We start from the raw sequence: 15,939 nt of genomic DNA on the forward strand, positions 1-15,939 counted from the left end.
TTGATATTTTCATCATTCATATAAAGAATGAGACCTTGAGTGGGAGGGTTCACCCTATTACCACATCACGGACTTTAAGGAGGTGTGTCTCGTGGCTAAAAAAGTAGTTAAAGTTGTAAAATTGCAAATTCCTGCTGGGAAAGCGAATCCAGCTCCGCCAGTTGGTCCTGCATTAGGTCAAGCCGGTGTTAACATCATGGGATTCTGTAAGGAGTTTAACGCTCGTACATCTGACCAGGCTGGTCTTATCATTCCTGTAGAAATTTCGGTTTACGAAGACCGTTCATTTACATTTATTACAAAAACTCCGCCTGCTGCTGTATTGCTTAAAAAAGCGGCTGGAATTGAGTCAGGTTCTGGTGAGCCTAACCGTAATAAAGTCGCAACCGTTAAACGCGATAAAGTACGTGAAATCGCCGAAACAAAAATGCCTGACCTGAATGCGGCAGATGTTGAAGCGGCTATGCGTATGGTTGAAGGAACTGCCCGCAGTATGGGTATTGTGATCGAAGATTAATCTTTTGTTTCTTTGCTGGGTTGCGAGTTTGGATTAGACAAGTTCGCAACCCTTATTCGTGGGAGGTTATTCCGCTAAAACCACTAAGGAGGAAATTTTAAAATGGCTAAAAAAGGTAAAAAATACGTCGAAGCTGCCAAGCTTGTAGAGCGTACAAAAGCTTACGATGTAAACGAAGCGATCGAGCTTGTGAAAAAAACAAACACAGCTAAATTCGACGCTACTGTTGAAGCAGCGTTTCGTTTAGGTGTTGACCCTCGTAAAAACGACCAGCAAATCCGCGGTGCAGTTGTTCTTCCAAACGGAACAGGTAAAACACAGCGCGTCCTTGTTTTCGCTAAAGGAGAAAAAGCGAAAGAAGCAGAAGCTGCTGGTGCAGATTATGTAGGCGATGCTGATTACATCAACAAAATCCAGCAAGGCTGGTTTGATTTTGATGTAATCGTTGCAACTCCTGACATGATGGGTGAAGTCGGTAAAATCGGACGCGTGCTTGGACCAAAAGGTCTGATGCCAAACCCTAAAACAGGAACGGTTACATTTGAAGTTGAAAAAGCAGTTAAAGAAATCAAAGCGGGTAAAGTTGAATACCGCGTCGATAAAGCAGGAAACATCCATGTTCCAATCGGAAAAGTGTCATTCGAAGAAGGGAAGCTTGTTGAAAACTTCGCGACAATGTATGACACAATTTTGAAAGCAAAACCTGCTGCTGCTAAAGGTGTATACGTGAAAAACGTATCTGTTACATCTACAATGGGACCTGGAATCAAAGTGGACCCTTCAACTTTTAACGTAAAATAATATTGACTCTTATCACGCGCTTTGATATAATTCATAGCGTTGTATAATAAAATATGTCCATTTATACCGTAGACAGTAGGTGCCTTTCAAGGCTTAATTTCCTACCGAGGTGTATATATATCACAGCTTTACGCTACGTATGCTTGTATATACAGCCTCCATGTCGAATGGAGGCTTTTTATATGAAACCAGTCGTTAAAGAACGTGATCACCAAACGGTATAAGTGTTACACAAATGAATTCTTACAGGAGGTGTAACCATGAGCAGCGCAATTGAAACAAAAAAAGTTGTTGTCGAAGAGATTGCTTCTAAACTGAAAGAAAGTAAATCAACGATCATCGTTGACTATCGCGGTCTTAACGTATCTGAAGTAACAGAGCTTCGTAAACAGCTTCGCGAAGCTAACGTTGAGTTCAAAGTTTACAAAAATACAATGACTCGCCGTGCGGTTGAACAAGCTGAACTTAGTGGTTTGAACGATTTCTTAACTGGACCGAATGCGATTGCATTCAGCACTGAAGATGTTGTCGCTCCGGCTAAAGTTCTTAACGAGTTTGCTAAAAAGCACGAAGCTCTTGAAATCAAAGCCGGCGTTATCGAAGGCAATGTTGCTACTGTTGAAGAAGTGAAAGCTCTTGCTGAACTTCCATCACGCGAAGGCTTGCTTTCCATGTTGCTTAGCGTACTTCAAGCTCCAGTTCGCAACCTTGCTCTTGCTGCAAAAGCTGTGGCAGATCAGAAGGAAGAACAAGGCGCTTAATTTAATCGTTTTTCAAATTTAAAACAAATGGAGGAATTACAAATGGCTTTAAATATCGAAGAAATCATTGCTTCCGTTAAAGAAGCAACTGTGCTTGAATTGAACGACTTAGTAAAAGCAATCGAAGAAGAATTTGGCGTAACTGCTGCTGCTCCTGTAGCTGTAGCTGGTGGAGCTGCTGGCGGCGCTGCTGCTGAAGAGAAAACTGAATTTGATCTTGTTCTTGCTGGTGCAGGGGATCAAAAAATCAAAGTTATCAAAGTTGTTCGTGAAATCACTGGTCTTGGCTTGAAAGAAGCTAAAGAACTTGTTGACAACACGCCAAAACCTCTTAAAGAAGGTATTGCGAAAGAAGAAGCTGAAGAGCTTAAAGCTAAACTTGAAGAAGTTGGCGCTTCTGTAGAAGTTAAGTAATCTTCACCTAATCTTTAGGGGAAAGCTCGCTTTTAAAAGCGGGCTTTTTCTTTGCTAATTAATTGTAGTCCCTTCCGCATAAGAAAAGCCATCTTGTCTCAAGATATCTGGAGAGTTCACCAACTGAGGAGGTTCTGTGATGACTGACCATTATTATTCGGAAAAACCTTCAGCAAAAAGCAGCAGAAAAACGTGGACATTTCGTTTGAGAAACCGGACGTTTACTTTTATCAGCGACAGCGGGGTCTTTTCAAAAAAAGAGGTGGACTTTGGTTCAAGGCTGCTGATTGAAGCTTTCCGTGAACCTGATGCAGAAGGTGATTTTTTGGATGTAGGCTGCGGATATGGCCCGATTGGCCTTTCGCTTGCTGCGGATTTCGAAGATCGGACGGTTCACATGATTGATGTCAATGAAAGAGCTGTCGAACTATCGAAGGAAAACGCGTTAAACAACCAGATCAACAATGTTGAAGTATATCAAAGCGATCTGTTTTCCAACGTCGAACCTGCAAAAAAATTCGCTTCCATTATCACAAATCCCCCTATACGTGCCGGGAAAAAAACAGTACACGCCATCTTTGAAAACAGCGCTGAACATTTGCGGCCTTCAGGCGACTTGTGGGTCGTCATTCAGAAAAAACAAGGCGGTCCTTCTGCCATTGATAAATTAAAAGAACTTTTTGCGGACGTTGAAGTCGTTCAAAAAAAGAAAGGGTACTATATCATCAGAGCAAAAAAAGTTTGACTCGAATTTTCAGCTATGTTAACATTATAAAATGCCAATGTATATATTTTGCTGCCGTTTTTAAGAAACGCCTCAGCCTGTATAAAATATACATTTTTGGGAACACTAATAAAATCGGTATTTTGTTTTTGGATGTGGTTTTCTAAATTAGAAACCCTTTTTTCTTTTGTCTTGTAAAAGTATTTCTTACATATTTGCGGAGAAATGCTTGTTACACATATATTACGCATGATTTGAGGGGTGAATCAGTTGACAGGTCAACTAGTTCAGTATGGACGACACCGCCAGCGCAGAAGCTATGCACGCATTAGCGAAGTGTTAGAATTACCAAATCTCATTGAAATTCAAACCTCTTCTTATCAGTGGTTTCTTGATGAGGGTCTTAGAGAGATGTTTCAAGACATATCGCCAATTGAGGATTTCACTGGTAACCTCTCTCTGGAATTTATCGACTACAGCTTGGGTGAGCCTAAGTATCCGGTAGAAGAATCAAAAGAACGAGACGTGACTTACTCAGCGCCGCTGCGGGTCAAAGTTCGCTTAATCAACAAAGAGACCGGCGAGGTCAAGGATCAGGACGTCTTTATGGGCGACTTCCCTATTATGACTGATACTGGAACCTTCATTATCAACGGTGCGGAGCGCGTTATCGTATCCCAGCTCGTTCGTTCTCCAAGTGTATATTACAGTGGTAAAGTTGACAAAAACGGTAAGAAAGGTTTTACTGCGACTGTCATTCCAAACCGTGGCGCATGGTTAGAATACGAGACTGATGCGAAAGATGTTGTTTATGTCCGCATTGATCGCACACGTAAGTTGCCGGTTACGGTTCTTTTGCGTGCTCTCGGCTTCGGATCTGATCAGGAGATTATCGATCTGATCGGTGAAAACGAGTATTTGCGCAATACGCTTGATAAAGATAATACCGAAAACACCGACAAAGCGCTTCTTGAAATCTATGAGCGTCTCCGTCCGGGAGAGCCGCCTACGGTAGAAAACGCAAAAAGCTTGCTTGATTCAAGATTCTTCGATCCAAAAAGATATGATCTTGCGAGTGTAGGACGCTACAAAATTAATAAAAAGCTTCATATCAAAAACCGCCTTTTCAATCAGCGGCTTGCTGAAACGCTTGTGGATCCTGAAACAGGTGAAATCATTGCTGAAAAAGGTGCGATTTTGGACAGAAGAACACTTGATAAAGTGCTGCCGTATCTAGAAGAAGGAATCGGTTTTAAAAAGCTTTATCCAAATGGCGGAGTAGTCGAAGATGAAGTGACGCTTCAATCGATCAAAATCTACGCCCCTACCGATCAAGAAGGCGAGCAGACAATCAATGTGATTGGAAATGCTTTTATCGAAGAAGGCGTCAAAAATATCACTCCTTCCGATATCATTTCTTCGATCAGTTATTTCTTTAACCTGCTTCACGGAGTAGGCGATACCGATGATATTGACCATCTGGGCAACCGCCGTCTTCGTTCAGTAGGCGAGCTTCTGCAAAACCAGTTCCGCATCGGTTTGAGCAGAATGGAGCGTGTTGTTCGTGAAAGAATGTCTATTCAAGATACAAACACGATCACACCGCAGCAGTTGATTAATATTCGCCCGGTTATCGCTTCAATTAAAGAATTTTTCGGAAGCTCACAGCTTTCTCAATTCATGGACCAGACGAATCCTCTCGCTGAGCTGACGCATAAGCGTCGTCTATCAGCGCTTGGACCTGGCGGTTTGACCCGTGAGCGTGCCGGAATGGAAGTGCGTGACGTTCACTACTCCCACTACGGCCGGATGTGTCCGATTGAAACGCCTGAGGGTCCGAACATCGGCTTGATCAACTCGCTTTCTTCATTTGCGAAAGTGAACCGTTTCGGATTTATCGAAACACCGTACCGCCGTGTTGATCCTGAGACAGGAAAAGTAACGCCGAGGATCGACTACTTAACGGCTGATGAAGAAGATAACTATGTTGTTGCACAGGCAAACGCACGCCTTAATGACGACGGATCATTTGTAGACGACAGCATCGTCGCCCGCTTCAGAGGTGAGAACACTGTTGTTTCCAAAGACCGCGTCGATTACATGGACGTTTCTCCTAAGCAGGTTGTTTCTGCAGCAACCGCATGTATTCCTTTCTTGGAAAACGATGACTCAAACCGCGCCCTGATGGGAGCGAACATGCAGCGTCAGGCTGTGCCGCTTATGCAGCCTGAATCACCAGTTGTCGGAACAGGAATGGAATACGTGTCTGCAAAAGACTCCGGTGCAGCTGTGATTTGCCGCCATCCGGGAATCGTTGAACGGGTGGAAGCGAAAAACGTATGGGTGCGCCGCTATGAAGAAATCGACGGCCAAAAAGTTAAAGGAAACCTTGATAAATACAGCTTGCTGAAGTTTGTCCGTTCCAACCAGGGAACATGCTACAACCAGCGTCCGATCGTAAGCGTCGGAGACGAAGTTGAAAAAGGTGAAATTTTAGCTGACGGTCCATCCATGGAAAAAGGTGAACTTGCCCTTGGACGCAACGTCATGGTCGGCTTTATGACATGGGATGGCTACAACTATGAGGACGCCATCATCATGAGCGAACGCCTTGTAAAAGACGACGTTTATACGTCTATCCATATTGAAGAATACGAATCAGAAGCCCGGGATACAAAACTCGGACCTGAAGAAATCACCCGCGATATTCCGAACGTCGGTGAGGATGCTCTCCGCAATCTCGATGAACGCGGAATCATCCGTGTCGGTGCCGAAGTGAAAGACGGGGACCTTCTTGTTGGTAAAGTTACGCCTAAAGGTGTGACAGAGCTTACAGCAGAAGAGCGCCTGCTACACGCCATCTTTGGAGAAAAAGCGCGCGAAGTCCGCGATACGTCACTCCGTGTTCCGCACGGCGGCGGCGGAATCATCCTTGATGTTAAAGTCTTCAACCGCGAAGACGGGGATGAACTGCCTCCTGGCGTCAACCAGCTTGTCCGCGTGTACATCGTTCAGAAGCGTAAGATTTCTGAAGGGGACAAAATGGCCGGACGTCACGGTAACAAAGGTGTTATTTCGAAAATTCTTCCGGAAGAAGATATGCCGTATCTTCCTGACGGTACACCGATCGATATCATGTTAAACCCGCTTGGTGTTCCATCGCGTATGAACATCGGGCAGGTATTGGAGCTTCACCTCGGTATGGCTGCACGCCGACTCGGCCTGCATGTTGCATCACCGGTATTCGACGGCGCCCGCGAGGAAGACGTGTGGGAAACGCTTGAAGAAGCCGGCATGTCACGAGATGCGAAAACCGTCCTTTACGACGGCCGTACCGGTGAGCCATTTGATAACAGGGTTTCCGTGGGAATCATGTATATGATCAAACTTGCCCACATGGTTGACGACAAACTGCATGCCCGTTCAACCGGTCCTTATTCACTCGTTACCCAGCAGCCTCTCGGAGGTAAAGCACAGTTCGGCGGACAGCGTTTCGGTGAGATGGAAGTATGGGCGCTCGAAGCTTACGGCGCGGCATACACGCTGCAAGAAATTCTCACTGTCAAATCCGACGATGTCGTGGGCCGTGTGAAAACTTATGAAGCCATCGTAAAAGGAGACAACGTTCCAGAACCTGGCGTTCCAGAGTCGTTCAAAGTATTGATCAAAGAGCTTCAAAGCTTGGGTATGGACGTTAAAATTCTTTCAAGCGATGAAGAAGAAATTGAAATGAGAGACTTGGAAGACGATGAAGATGCAAAACAAAACGAAGGTCTTTCATTATCAAACGATGATGAAGGCGAAGATTTTGTTTCTGCTGATGCTGAACGAGACGTCGTCACAAAAGAATAACTGAATTTTTTACGCAAGTGACAGGGTATAACCCGAAGATAAAAAGGGAGGTAGGCCCCTTGCTGGATGTGAACAATTTTGAGTATATGAACATCGGTCTCGCTTCACCTGATAAAATCCGTTCATGGTCTTACGGAGAAGTGAAAAAGCCTGAAACAATCAACTATCGTACTTTGAAACCTGAAAAAGATGGTCTATTCTGCGAGCGCATTTTCGGTCCTCAAAAGGACTGGGAATGCCATTGCGGGAAGTACAAGCGGGTTCGTTATAAAGGCGTAGTCTGCGACCGTTGTGGAGTAGAAGTAACCCGGGCTAAAGTCCGTCGTGAGAGAATGGGGCATATCGAGCTGGCAGCCCCGGTTTCTCACATCTGGTATTTCAAAGGAATCCCAAGCCGTATGGGTCTTGTGCTGGATATGTCTCCGCGCGCATTGGAAGAAGTCATTTACTTTGCTTCTTATGTCGTAACAGATCCGGCCAATACGCCGCTTGAGAAAAAGCAGCTTCTTTCTGAAAAAGAATACCGTGCGTACCTTGATAAATACGGCAATAAATTTCAAGCTTCCATGGGGGCTGAAGCGATTCATAAGCTCCTTCAAGATATCGATCTTGACAAGGAAGTGGATATGCTCAAAGAAGAGCTGAAAACGTCTCAAGGACAGCGCCGTACGCGTGCGATCAAGCGTCTTGAAGTGTTGGAAGCGTTCCGTAACTCCGGAAACAAACCGTCTTGGATGATCCTTGACGTTCTTCCGGTCATTCCACCTGAGCTGAGACCTATGGTGCAGCTTGACGGCGGACGTTTTGCGACTTCTGACCTTAACGACCTTTACCGCCGCGTCATCAACCGTAACAATCGTTTAAAACGTCTACTGGATCTTGGAGCACCGAGCATTATCGTTCAAAACGAAAAGCGTATGCTTCAGGAAGCCGTTGACGCGCTGATCGATAACGGACGCAGAGGACGTCCGGTTACGGGACCTGGAAACAGACCGCTCAAATCCCTTTCTCACATGCTGAAAGGTAAACAGGGCCGTTTCCGTCAAAACCTTCTCGGTAAGCGTGTTGACTATTCAGGCCGTTCGGTTATCGTCGTAGGTCCGAACCTGAAAATGTACCAATGCGGCCTTCCGAAAGAGATGGCTTTGGAGCTGTTCAAGCCATTCGTCATGAAAGAGCTTGTCGAAAAAGGTCTTGCCCACAATATTAAGAGTGCGAAGCGTAAAATTGAGCGCGTTCAGCCTGAAGTATGGGATGTTCTTGAATCAGTCATCAAGGAACACCCGGTTCTGCTCAACCGTGCACCTACGCTTCACAGGCTGGGGATCCAAGCGTTTGAACCAACGCTTGTTGAAGGCCGCGCCATCCGTCTTCACCCGCTTGTATGTACGGCATACAACGCTGACTTTGACGGTGACCAAATGGCCGTTCACGTTCCATTATCAGCCGAAGCGCAAGCTGAAGCGCGTATTCTGATGCTTGCTGCGCAAAACATCTTGAACCCTAAAGACGGAAAACCGGTTGTTACACCGTCTCAGGATATGGTTCTTGGAAACTACTACCTGACGCTTGAACGCCCTGGTGCTGTCGGCGAAGGTATGGTTTTCAAAGATACAGATGAAGCGCTGCTTGCTTATCAAAACGGATATGTTCATTTGCATACGAGAGTGGCCGTTGCGGTTAACTCCCTGAAAAATGAAACATTCACAGAAGAACAGCGTTCAAAACTGCTGATTACAACAGTCGGAAAGCTGATCTTCAATGAAATTCTTCCGGCTTCGTTCCCATACATGAACGAACCGACGAAGAGCAATATTGAAGAAAAAACGCCTGACCGTTTCTTCCTGGACTACGGAGCCGATGTGAAAGAGGCGATTCAAAAGCAAGAAATCAATCCGCCGTTCAAAAAAGGCATCCTAGGTAAAATCATTGCGGAGATCTTCAAAAGATTCCACATTACAGAAACGTCAAAAATGCTTGATCGCATGAAGAATCTCGGCTTTAAATATTCAACAAAAGCCGGTATCACGGTCGGTGTTTCCGATATCGTCGTCTTGGATGACAAACAGGAAATTCTTGAGGAAGCACAAGGAAAAGTCGATAACGTTCTGAAGCAGTTCAGACGCGGTCTGATTACAGAAGAAGAGCGTTATGAACGCGTCATTTCCATCTGGAGTGCGGCTAAGGATACGATCCAAGGCAAGCTGATGAAATCCTTGGATGAAATCAACCCGATCTATATGATGAGTGATTCCGGAGCCCGGGGTAACGCATCAAACTTTACGCAGCTTGCGGGTATGCGGGGTCTGATGGCCAACCCGGCCGGACGGATTATCGAGCTTCCGATCAAGTCAAGTTTCCGCGAAGGTTTAACGGTTCTGGAGTACTTTATCTCCACACACGGTGCGCGTAAAGGTCTTGCCGATACAGCGCTGAAGACAGCCGACTCAGGCTACTTGACAAGACGTCTTGTAGACGTTGCCCAAGATGTCATCATTCGTGAGACAGATTGCGGCACTGACCGCGGTATTCTTGCAAAAGCCATCACAGAAGGCACAGAAGTGATCGAGCGTCTTGAAGAACGTCTCATTGGCCGCTTTGCAAGAAAGCCTGTTAAACATCCGGAAACCGGCGAAGTGATCGTGAACGAAAACGAGCTGATCGACGAGGACAAAGCGCTTGAAATCGTCGAAGCCGGCATCGAAGAAGTATGGATTCGTTCCGCCTTTACATGTAATACGTCACACGGGGTATGTAAACGATGCTATGGCCGCAACCTGGCGACAGGAACCGATGTTGAAGTCGGTGAAGCAGTCGGAATCATCGCTGCCCAATCCATCGGTGAGCCTGGTACACAGCTAACAATGCGTACCTTCCATACGGGCGGTGTTGCCGGAGACGATATTACACAAGGTTTGCCGCGTATTCAGGAATTATTTGAAGCGCGTAACCCTAAAGGTCAGGCGACGATCTCTGAAATTGACGGTGTCGTAGCTGAAATCAATGAAGTTCGCGATAAACAGCAGGAAATCGTCGTTCAGGGTGAAGTTGAAAGCCGTTCTTATACGGCGCCGTACAACGCCCGTCTGAAAGTAACTGAAGGAGAGAAAATCTCCCGCGGTCAGGTTCTGACGGAAGGTTCGGTCGATCCGAAAGAGCTTCTGAAAGTAACCGACATTACGACGGTTCAGGAATATCTGCTTCACGAAGTGCAGAAGGTTTACCGTATGCAGGGGGTTGAAATCGGAGATAAGCACGTTGAAGTTATGGTCCGCCAGATGCTTCGCAAAGTGCGTGTTATCGATGCCGGTGATACAGATGTACTGCCTGGCACACTTCTCGATATTCACCAGTTTACACAAGCGAACAAAAAGGTGCTGCTTGAAGGAAAACGACCTGCAACAGGCCGTCCGGTGCTGCTCGGTATCACAAAAGCGTCTCTTGAAACGGATTCCTTCTTGTCTGCCGCGTCATTCCAGGAAACAACACGCGTCCTGACAGATGCAGCAATCAAAGGAAAACGGGATGAACTTCTCGGCCTGAAAGAGAATGTCATCATCGGTAAGCTTGTCCCGGCGGGAACAGGTATGCTCAACTACCGTAAAGTGAAGCCGGTATTGCAAGTTCAATCTTCCGATGAAATGGTTCCGGCAGAATAGATTTAAAATATCCTAAAGAAGGATGTCACTAAAAATTGTCATACTATGTTGACATCCTTCTTTCAGGATGATAATATAACCAAGGTGCTCAATTTAAACCTGTTACTTTGGAGGATGTCTTATGTCTTATGATAAAGTATCACAGGCTCAATCAATCATCATCGGTACGAAGCAGACAGTTAAAGCACTCAAACGAAATTCTGTGAAGGAAGTTGTCGTTGCGAAAGACGCAGATCCCCATCTGACAGCAGGTGTTATTCACCTGGCGAATGAACAGGGTGTTCCCGTCTCATTGGCTGAGTCCATGAAAAAGCTCGGCAAAGCTTGCGGAATTGAAGTCGGTGCGGCAGCTGTTGCCATTATTCAATAACGTACTCGTTGTTTTTGCTTTTATGCAAAGGCATTGTTTTTTGCTTTTAAATGAACCACCTGGGTATGTGGGTTATAAAACATGATGAAGGGAGGAAATACAACATGCCTACAATTAATCAGTTAGTACGCAAGGGACGTGTGAACAAAGTTGAAACTTCCAAGTCTCCTGCACTTAACAAAGGATACAACAGCTTTAAGAAAGAGCACACTAACGTGTCTTCACCACAAAAACGCGGGGTATGTACTCGTGTTGGTACAATGACACCGAAGAAGCCGAACTCAGCGCTTCGTAAATATGCCCGTGTTCGTTTGACAAACGGAATCGAGGTTACTGCCTACATTCCTGGTATCGGACACAACCTGCAAGAGCACAGTGTCGTATTAATCCGCGGCGGACGTGTTAAAGACTTACCGGGGGTACGCTACCACATCGTGCGTGGCGCACTTGATACTGCCGGAGTTGAAAACCGTGCACAAGGCCGTTCTAAATACGGTACAAAACGTCCTAAGAAAAAATAATGCAGTTTAAATACAAATAAAAGGGTTTTTAAAAGCAAGGAGTTCTGGCAATGCTGTTAAGGGCATTGTGCTTCCGCCCGAAAAGCGGATGCCGCCTCTACGGGCATAGCCGCGAAATTCCTCGCTTATTCAAACCCGTAACAAGAGAAGGGAGGATAATCAGATGCCACGTAAAGGTCCTGTAGCAAAAAGAGACGTTTTACCTGATCCGATTTACAATTCTAAGCTGGTTACTCGTTTGATCAACAAAATGATGATCGACGGTAAAAAAGGTAAAGCTCAAACAATCCTATACAAGTCATTCGATATCATTAAAGAACGTACCGGCAACGATGCAATGGAGGTTTTCGAACAAGCATTGAAAAACATCATGCCTGTACTTGAAGTAAAAGCACGCCGTGTAGGTGGTGCGAACTACCAAGTGCCTGTAGAGGTTCGTCCTGAACGTCGTACGACTCTTGGACTTCGCTGGTTGGTAAACTACGCTCGTCTTCGCGGAGAAAAAACGATGGAAGAGCGTTTAGCCAACGAAATTTTAGATGCAGCCAACAACACTGGTGCTGCTGTTAAGAAACGTGAAGATACTCATAAGATGGCTGAAGCGAACAAAGCGTTTGCTCACTATCGCTGGTAATCTTTAACGACAAAATATTATTCCCTAAGAAGGAAGGAGAAAAGACCCAATGGCAAGAGAGTTCTCCTTAGAAAAAACTCGTAATATCGGGATCATGGCTCACATCGATGCCGGTAAGACGACAACAACTGAACGTATCTTGTTCTATACAGGCCGTATTCATAAAATTGGTGAAACTCATGAAGGGGCTTCCCAAATGGACTGGATGGAGCAGGAACAAGAACGCGGTATCACGATTACATCTGCTGCGACAACCGCACAATGGAAAGGCCACCGCGTTAACATCATCGATACACCAGGACACGTAGACTTCACTGTAGAGGTTGAACGTTCCCTGCGCGTACTTGATGGTGCCGTTGCCGTTCTTGACGCTCAATCAGGCGTTGAGCCGCAAACTGAAACAGTTTGGCGTCAGGCAACAACTTACGGAGTACCTCGTATCGTATTTGTCAACAAAATGGACAAAACCGGTGCGGATTTCCTTTACTCTGTAGGAACTCTTAGAGACCGTCTTGAGGCAAACGCTCACGCGATCCAATTACCGATTGGCGCCGAAGACAACTTTGAAGGGATCATCGATCTTGTAGAAAACGTTGCGTATTACTACGAAGATGATCTTGGAACACGCTCTGAAGCGCGTGAAATCCCTGCTGAGTACAAAGATAAAGCTGAAGAGCTTCGCGCCAGCTTAATTGAAGCTGTTGCTGAGCTTGATGAAGAGCTTATGATGAAGTACTTGGAAGGCGAAGAAATCACAATTGACGAGCTGAAAGCAGCAATCCGTAAAGGAACTTGTAACGTTGAGTTCTACCCGGTTCTTTGTGGTTCAGCTTTCAAAAACAAAGGTGTTCAATTAGTGCTTGATGCAGTTCTTGACTACCTTCCAGCTCCAACTGATGTTGAAGCGATCAAAGGTATTGTGCCTGATACTGACGAAGAGGTTACTCGTGAGTCTTCTGACGATGCACCTTTCTCAGCGTTGGCATTTAAAGTTATGACCGACCCTTATGTCGGTAAACTGACATTCTTCCGTGTGTACTCAGGAACGCTTGATTCCGGTTCATACGTAAGAAACTCAACAAAAGGCAAACGTGAGCGTGTCGGACGTATCCTGCAAATGCACGCCAACAGCCGTGAAGAAATCTCTACTGTATACGCAGGAGATATCGCAGCAGCTGTAGGTCTGAAAGATACGACGACTGGTGACACGCTTTGCGACGAGAAAAGCCTGGTTATCCTGGAATCAATGGAATTCCCTGAGCCGGTTATCCACGTTGCAATCGAGCCTAAGTCAAAAGCCGACCAAGACAAAATGTCTACAGCGCTGTCTAAACTGGCTGAAGAAGATCCAACTTTCCGCGCGCATACCGATGCGGAAACTGGTCAAACGATCATCGGCGGTATGGGTGAGCTTCACCTTGATATCATCGTTGACCGTATGAAACGCGAATTTAAAGTTGAAGCCAACGTAGGTGCTCCTCAAGTTGCGTATCGTGAAACATTCCGTGCGAGCGCGCAAGTTGAAGGTAAATTCGTACGTCAATCTGGTGGACGCGGACAATTCGGACACGTTTGGATCGAATTCTCTCCAAACGAAGAAGGAAAAGGCTTTGAATTCGAAAACGCAATCGTCGGTGGTGTCGTTCCACGTGAATACATTCCGGCTGTTCAAGCGGGACTTGAAGATGCGCTGCAAAACGGTGTAATCGCAGGCTACCCGGTTATCGACATCAAAGCTAAATTGTATGATGGTTCTTACCATGATGTTGACTCAAACGAAATGGCGTTTAAAATCGCCGCTTCTATGGCGCTTAAAAACGCTGCAAGCAAATGTAGCCCGGTTCTTCTTGAGCCGATTGCGAAAGTTGAAGTCGTTATCCCTGAAGAATACATGGGAGACATCATGGGTGACATCACATCACGCCGTGGACGCGTAGAAGGTATGGAAGGCCGCGGAAACGCTCAAGTTGTTCGCGCAATGGTTCCGCTTTCTGAAATGTTTGGATACGCAACTGCGCTTCGTTCAAACACGCAAGGCCGCGGTACGTTCACAATGCACTTTGATCACTATGAAGAAGTGCCTAAGAGCATCAGTGATGAGATCATCAAAAAAAATAAAGGCGAATAATTGATTTTGCCGCTTCATTAAAGTATAACTACTATTGTAAGATGAGAAAGTGAAACACAGCTTTCACTTTCTATCACTCTATATCAATAAAATAACCTTTTTAAGGAGGATTTTCAGAATGGCTAAAGAAAAATTCGACCGTTCCAAATCACATGCCAACATTGGTACAATTGGACACGTTGACCATGGTAAAACTACATTAACAGCTGCTATCACTACAGTACTTCATAAGAAATCTGGTAAAGGTACTGCTATGGCATACGACCAAATCGATGGTGCTCCAGAAGAGCGCGAGCGTGGAATCACAATCTCTACTGCACACGTTGAGTATGAAACTGATACTCGTCACTATGCACACGTTGACTGCCCAGGACACGCTGACTATGTTAAAAACATGATCACAGGTGCTGCGCAAATGGACGGAGCGATCCTTGTTGTATCTGCTGCTGACGGCCCAATGCCGCAAACTCGTGAGCACATCCTTCTTTCTCGTAACGTTGGCGTGCCTTACATCGTAGTATTCTTGAACAAATGCGACATGGTAGACGATGAAGAGCTTCTTGAACTAGTTGAAATGGAAGTTCGTGACCTTCTTTCTGAGTACGAATTCCCTGGTGATGATGTACCAGTTATCAAAGGTTCTGCTCTTAAAGCTCTTGAAGGTGATGCTGATTACGAAGCTAAAATCTTCGAACTGATGGATGCGGTTGACGAGTACATCCCAACTCCAGAGCGCGATACTGACAAACCATTCATGATGCCTGTTGAGGACGTATTCTCAATCACTGGTCGTGGAACAGTTGCTACTGGACGCGTAGAGCGCGGTCAAGTTAAAGTCGGTGACGAAGTTGAAATCATCGGTCTTCAAGAAGAAAACAAGAAAACAACTGTTACAGGTGTTGAAATGTTCCGTAAGCTTCTTGACTATGCTGAAGCTGGAGACAACATCGGTGCACTTCTTCGCGGTGTATCTCGTGAAGAAATCCAACGTGGTCAAGTACTTGCTCAACCAGGTACTATCACTCCGCACAAAAAATTTAAAGCTGAAGTTTACGTTCTTTCTAAAGAAGAGGGTGGACGTCACACTCCATTCTTCTCTAACTACCGTCCTCAGTTCTACTTCCGTACAACTGACGTAACGGGTATCATTCAGCTTCCAGAAGGCGTAGAAATGGTTATGCCTGGAGACAACATCGAAATGACTGTTGAATTGATTTCAACAATCGCGATCGAAGACGGAACTCGCTTCTCTATCCGTGAAGGTGGACGTACAGTAGGTTCTGGTGTTGTAACTTCTATCACCGAATAATACTTAAAAATAAAAAAACGGGATCCGGATGGATCTCGTTTTTTTATTTATCGCATGTTTGGTAGAGGGATTTATTTTCCGGCTTCATATCCTTGATTAACACAGTCTGAATCTGTATAATAAAAAAAGTGTGCAAACACGGTTAATATTTAATATTGCCTTGCAACATGCCTATAAATTTTGTATAATAGTGCATGTTGGTCTTTGACTGCGATGAAGTGAGAGGTTGCTGACACACCCGGCCGCTTT

At 45.4% G+C, this 15,939-nt stretch carries 12 protein-coding genes and 1 other annotated feature; all 12 genes read left to right on the plus strand.

All coding sequences use genetic code 11. The annotated features are described in order from the left end of the window. Positions 1-91: 91 nt before the first annotated feature. The gene (gene rplK, locus P3X63_RS00680) at positions 92-517 is read left to right on the plus strand and encodes a 50S ribosomal protein L11 (protein ID WP_003178300.1); all 426 of its coding nucleotides are present in this window, start codon (positions 92-94) and stop codon (positions 515-517) included. Positions 518-619: 102 nt separating this feature from the next. Next, on the plus strand, positions 620-1,318 hold the full coding sequence (gene rplA / locus P3X63_RS00685) for a 50S ribosomal protein L1 (protein ID WP_026586077.1): 699 nt from the start codon (positions 620-622) through the stop codon (positions 1,316-1,318). Between the two features lie 48 nt (positions 1,319-1,366). Continuing rightward, positions 1,367-1,508, plus strand: a sequence feature (ribosomal protein L10 leader region). Between the two features lie 70 nt (positions 1,509-1,578). Continuing rightward, on the plus strand, positions 1,579-2,079 hold the full coding sequence (gene rplJ, locus P3X63_RS00690) for a 50S ribosomal protein L10 (protein ID WP_026586076.1): 501 nt from the start codon (positions 1,579-1,581) through the stop codon (positions 2,077-2,079). A gap of 42 nt (positions 2,080-2,121) precedes the next feature. Further along, a complete protein-coding gene (gene rplL, locus P3X63_RS00695) occupies positions 2,122-2,493 on the plus strand; it encodes a 50S ribosomal protein L7/L12 (RefSeq protein WP_026586075.1) in 372 nt (123 codons plus the stop codon). Between the two features lie 139 nt (positions 2,494-2,632). Next, on the plus strand, positions 2,633-3,238 hold the full coding sequence (locus P3X63_RS00700; RefSeq protein WP_026586074.1) for a class I SAM-dependent methyltransferase: 606 nt from the start codon (positions 2,633-2,635) through the stop codon (positions 3,236-3,238). 249 nt (positions 3,239-3,487) lie between these two features. Next, entirely contained in the window at positions 3,488-7,069 is a 3,582-nt protein-coding gene (rpoB, locus tag P3X63_RS00705) for a DNA-directed RNA polymerase subunit beta (RefSeq protein ID WP_026586073.1), read from the plus strand. Between the two features lie 59 nt (positions 7,070-7,128). Continuing rightward, positions 7,129-10,728: a DNA-directed RNA polymerase subunit beta' gene (gene rpoC / locus P3X63_RS00710; protein ID WP_026586072.1), complete on the plus strand. Its 3,600-nt coding sequence runs from the start codon at positions 7,129-7,131 to the stop codon at positions 10,726-10,728. A 121-nt stretch (positions 10,729-10,849) separates the two neighbouring features. After that, complete coding sequence (locus P3X63_RS00715; protein ID WP_026586071.1) at positions 10,850-11,098, plus strand: 50S ribosomal protein L7ae-like protein; 249 nt, start codon at positions 10,850-10,852, stop codon at positions 11,096-11,098. 104 nt (positions 11,099-11,202) lie between these two features. Further along, a complete protein-coding gene (gene rpsL / locus P3X63_RS00720) occupies positions 11,203-11,619 on the plus strand; it encodes a 30S ribosomal protein S12 (protein WP_006640313.1) in 417 nt (138 codons plus the stop codon). Between the two features lie 163 nt (positions 11,620-11,782). After that, entirely contained in the window at positions 11,783-12,253 is a 471-nt protein-coding gene (gene rpsG, locus P3X63_RS00725) for a 30S ribosomal protein S7 (RefSeq protein WP_006640314.1), read from the plus strand. 49 nt (positions 12,254-12,302) lie between these two features. Then, the gene (fusA, locus tag P3X63_RS00730; RefSeq protein ID WP_026586070.1) at positions 12,303-14,381 is read left to right on the plus strand and encodes an elongation factor G; all 2,079 of its coding nucleotides are present in this window, start codon (positions 12,303-12,305) and stop codon (positions 14,379-14,381) included. Between the two features lie 118 nt (positions 14,382-14,499). Then, entirely contained in the window at positions 14,500-15,690 is a 1,191-nt protein-coding gene (tuf, locus tag P3X63_RS00735; protein WP_026586069.1) for an elongation factor Tu, read from the plus strand. Positions 15,691-15,939 lie beyond the last annotated feature (249 nt).

This window comes from Bacillus sp. HSf4 (assembly GCF_029537375.1).
GTDB lineage: Bacteria > Bacillota > Bacilli > Bacillales > Bacillaceae > Bacillus > Bacillus sonorensis_A.

What these genes read in the sequence shown, in the direction of transcription:
- P3X63_RS00715 (WP_026586071.1), top strand. Translation starts at nt 10,850, where the DNA reads ATGTCTTATGATAAAGTATCACAGGCTCAATCAATCATCATCGGTACG.
- P3X63_RS00700 (WP_026586074.1), top strand. Translation starts at nt 2,633, where the DNA reads ATGACTGACCATTATTATTCGGAAAAACCTTCAGCAAAAAGCAGCAGA.
- rplJ (WP_026586076.1), top strand. Translation starts at nt 1,579, where the DNA reads ATGAGCAGCGCAATTGAAACAAAAAAAGTTGTTGTCGAAGAGATTGCT.
- rpsG (WP_006640314.1), top strand. Translation starts at nt 11,783, where the DNA reads ATGCCACGTAAAGGTCCTGTAGCAAAAAGAGACGTTTTACCTGATCCG.
- rplA (WP_026586077.1), top strand. Translation starts at nt 620, where the DNA reads ATGGCTAAAAAAGGTAAAAAATACGTCGAAGCTGCCAAGCTTGTAGAG.
- fusA (WP_026586070.1), top strand. Translation starts at nt 12,303, where the DNA reads ATGGCAAGAGAGTTCTCCTTAGAAAAAACTCGTAATATCGGGATCATG.
- tuf (WP_026586069.1), top strand. Translation starts at nt 14,500, where the DNA reads ATGGCTAAAGAAAAATTCGACCGTTCCAAATCACATGCCAACATTGGT.
- rplL (WP_026586075.1), top strand. Translation starts at nt 2,122, where the DNA reads ATGGCTTTAAATATCGAAGAAATCATTGCTTCCGTTAAAGAAGCAACT.
- rpsL (WP_006640313.1), top strand. Translation starts at nt 11,203, where the DNA reads ATGCCTACAATTAATCAGTTAGTACGCAAGGGACGTGTGAACAAAGTT.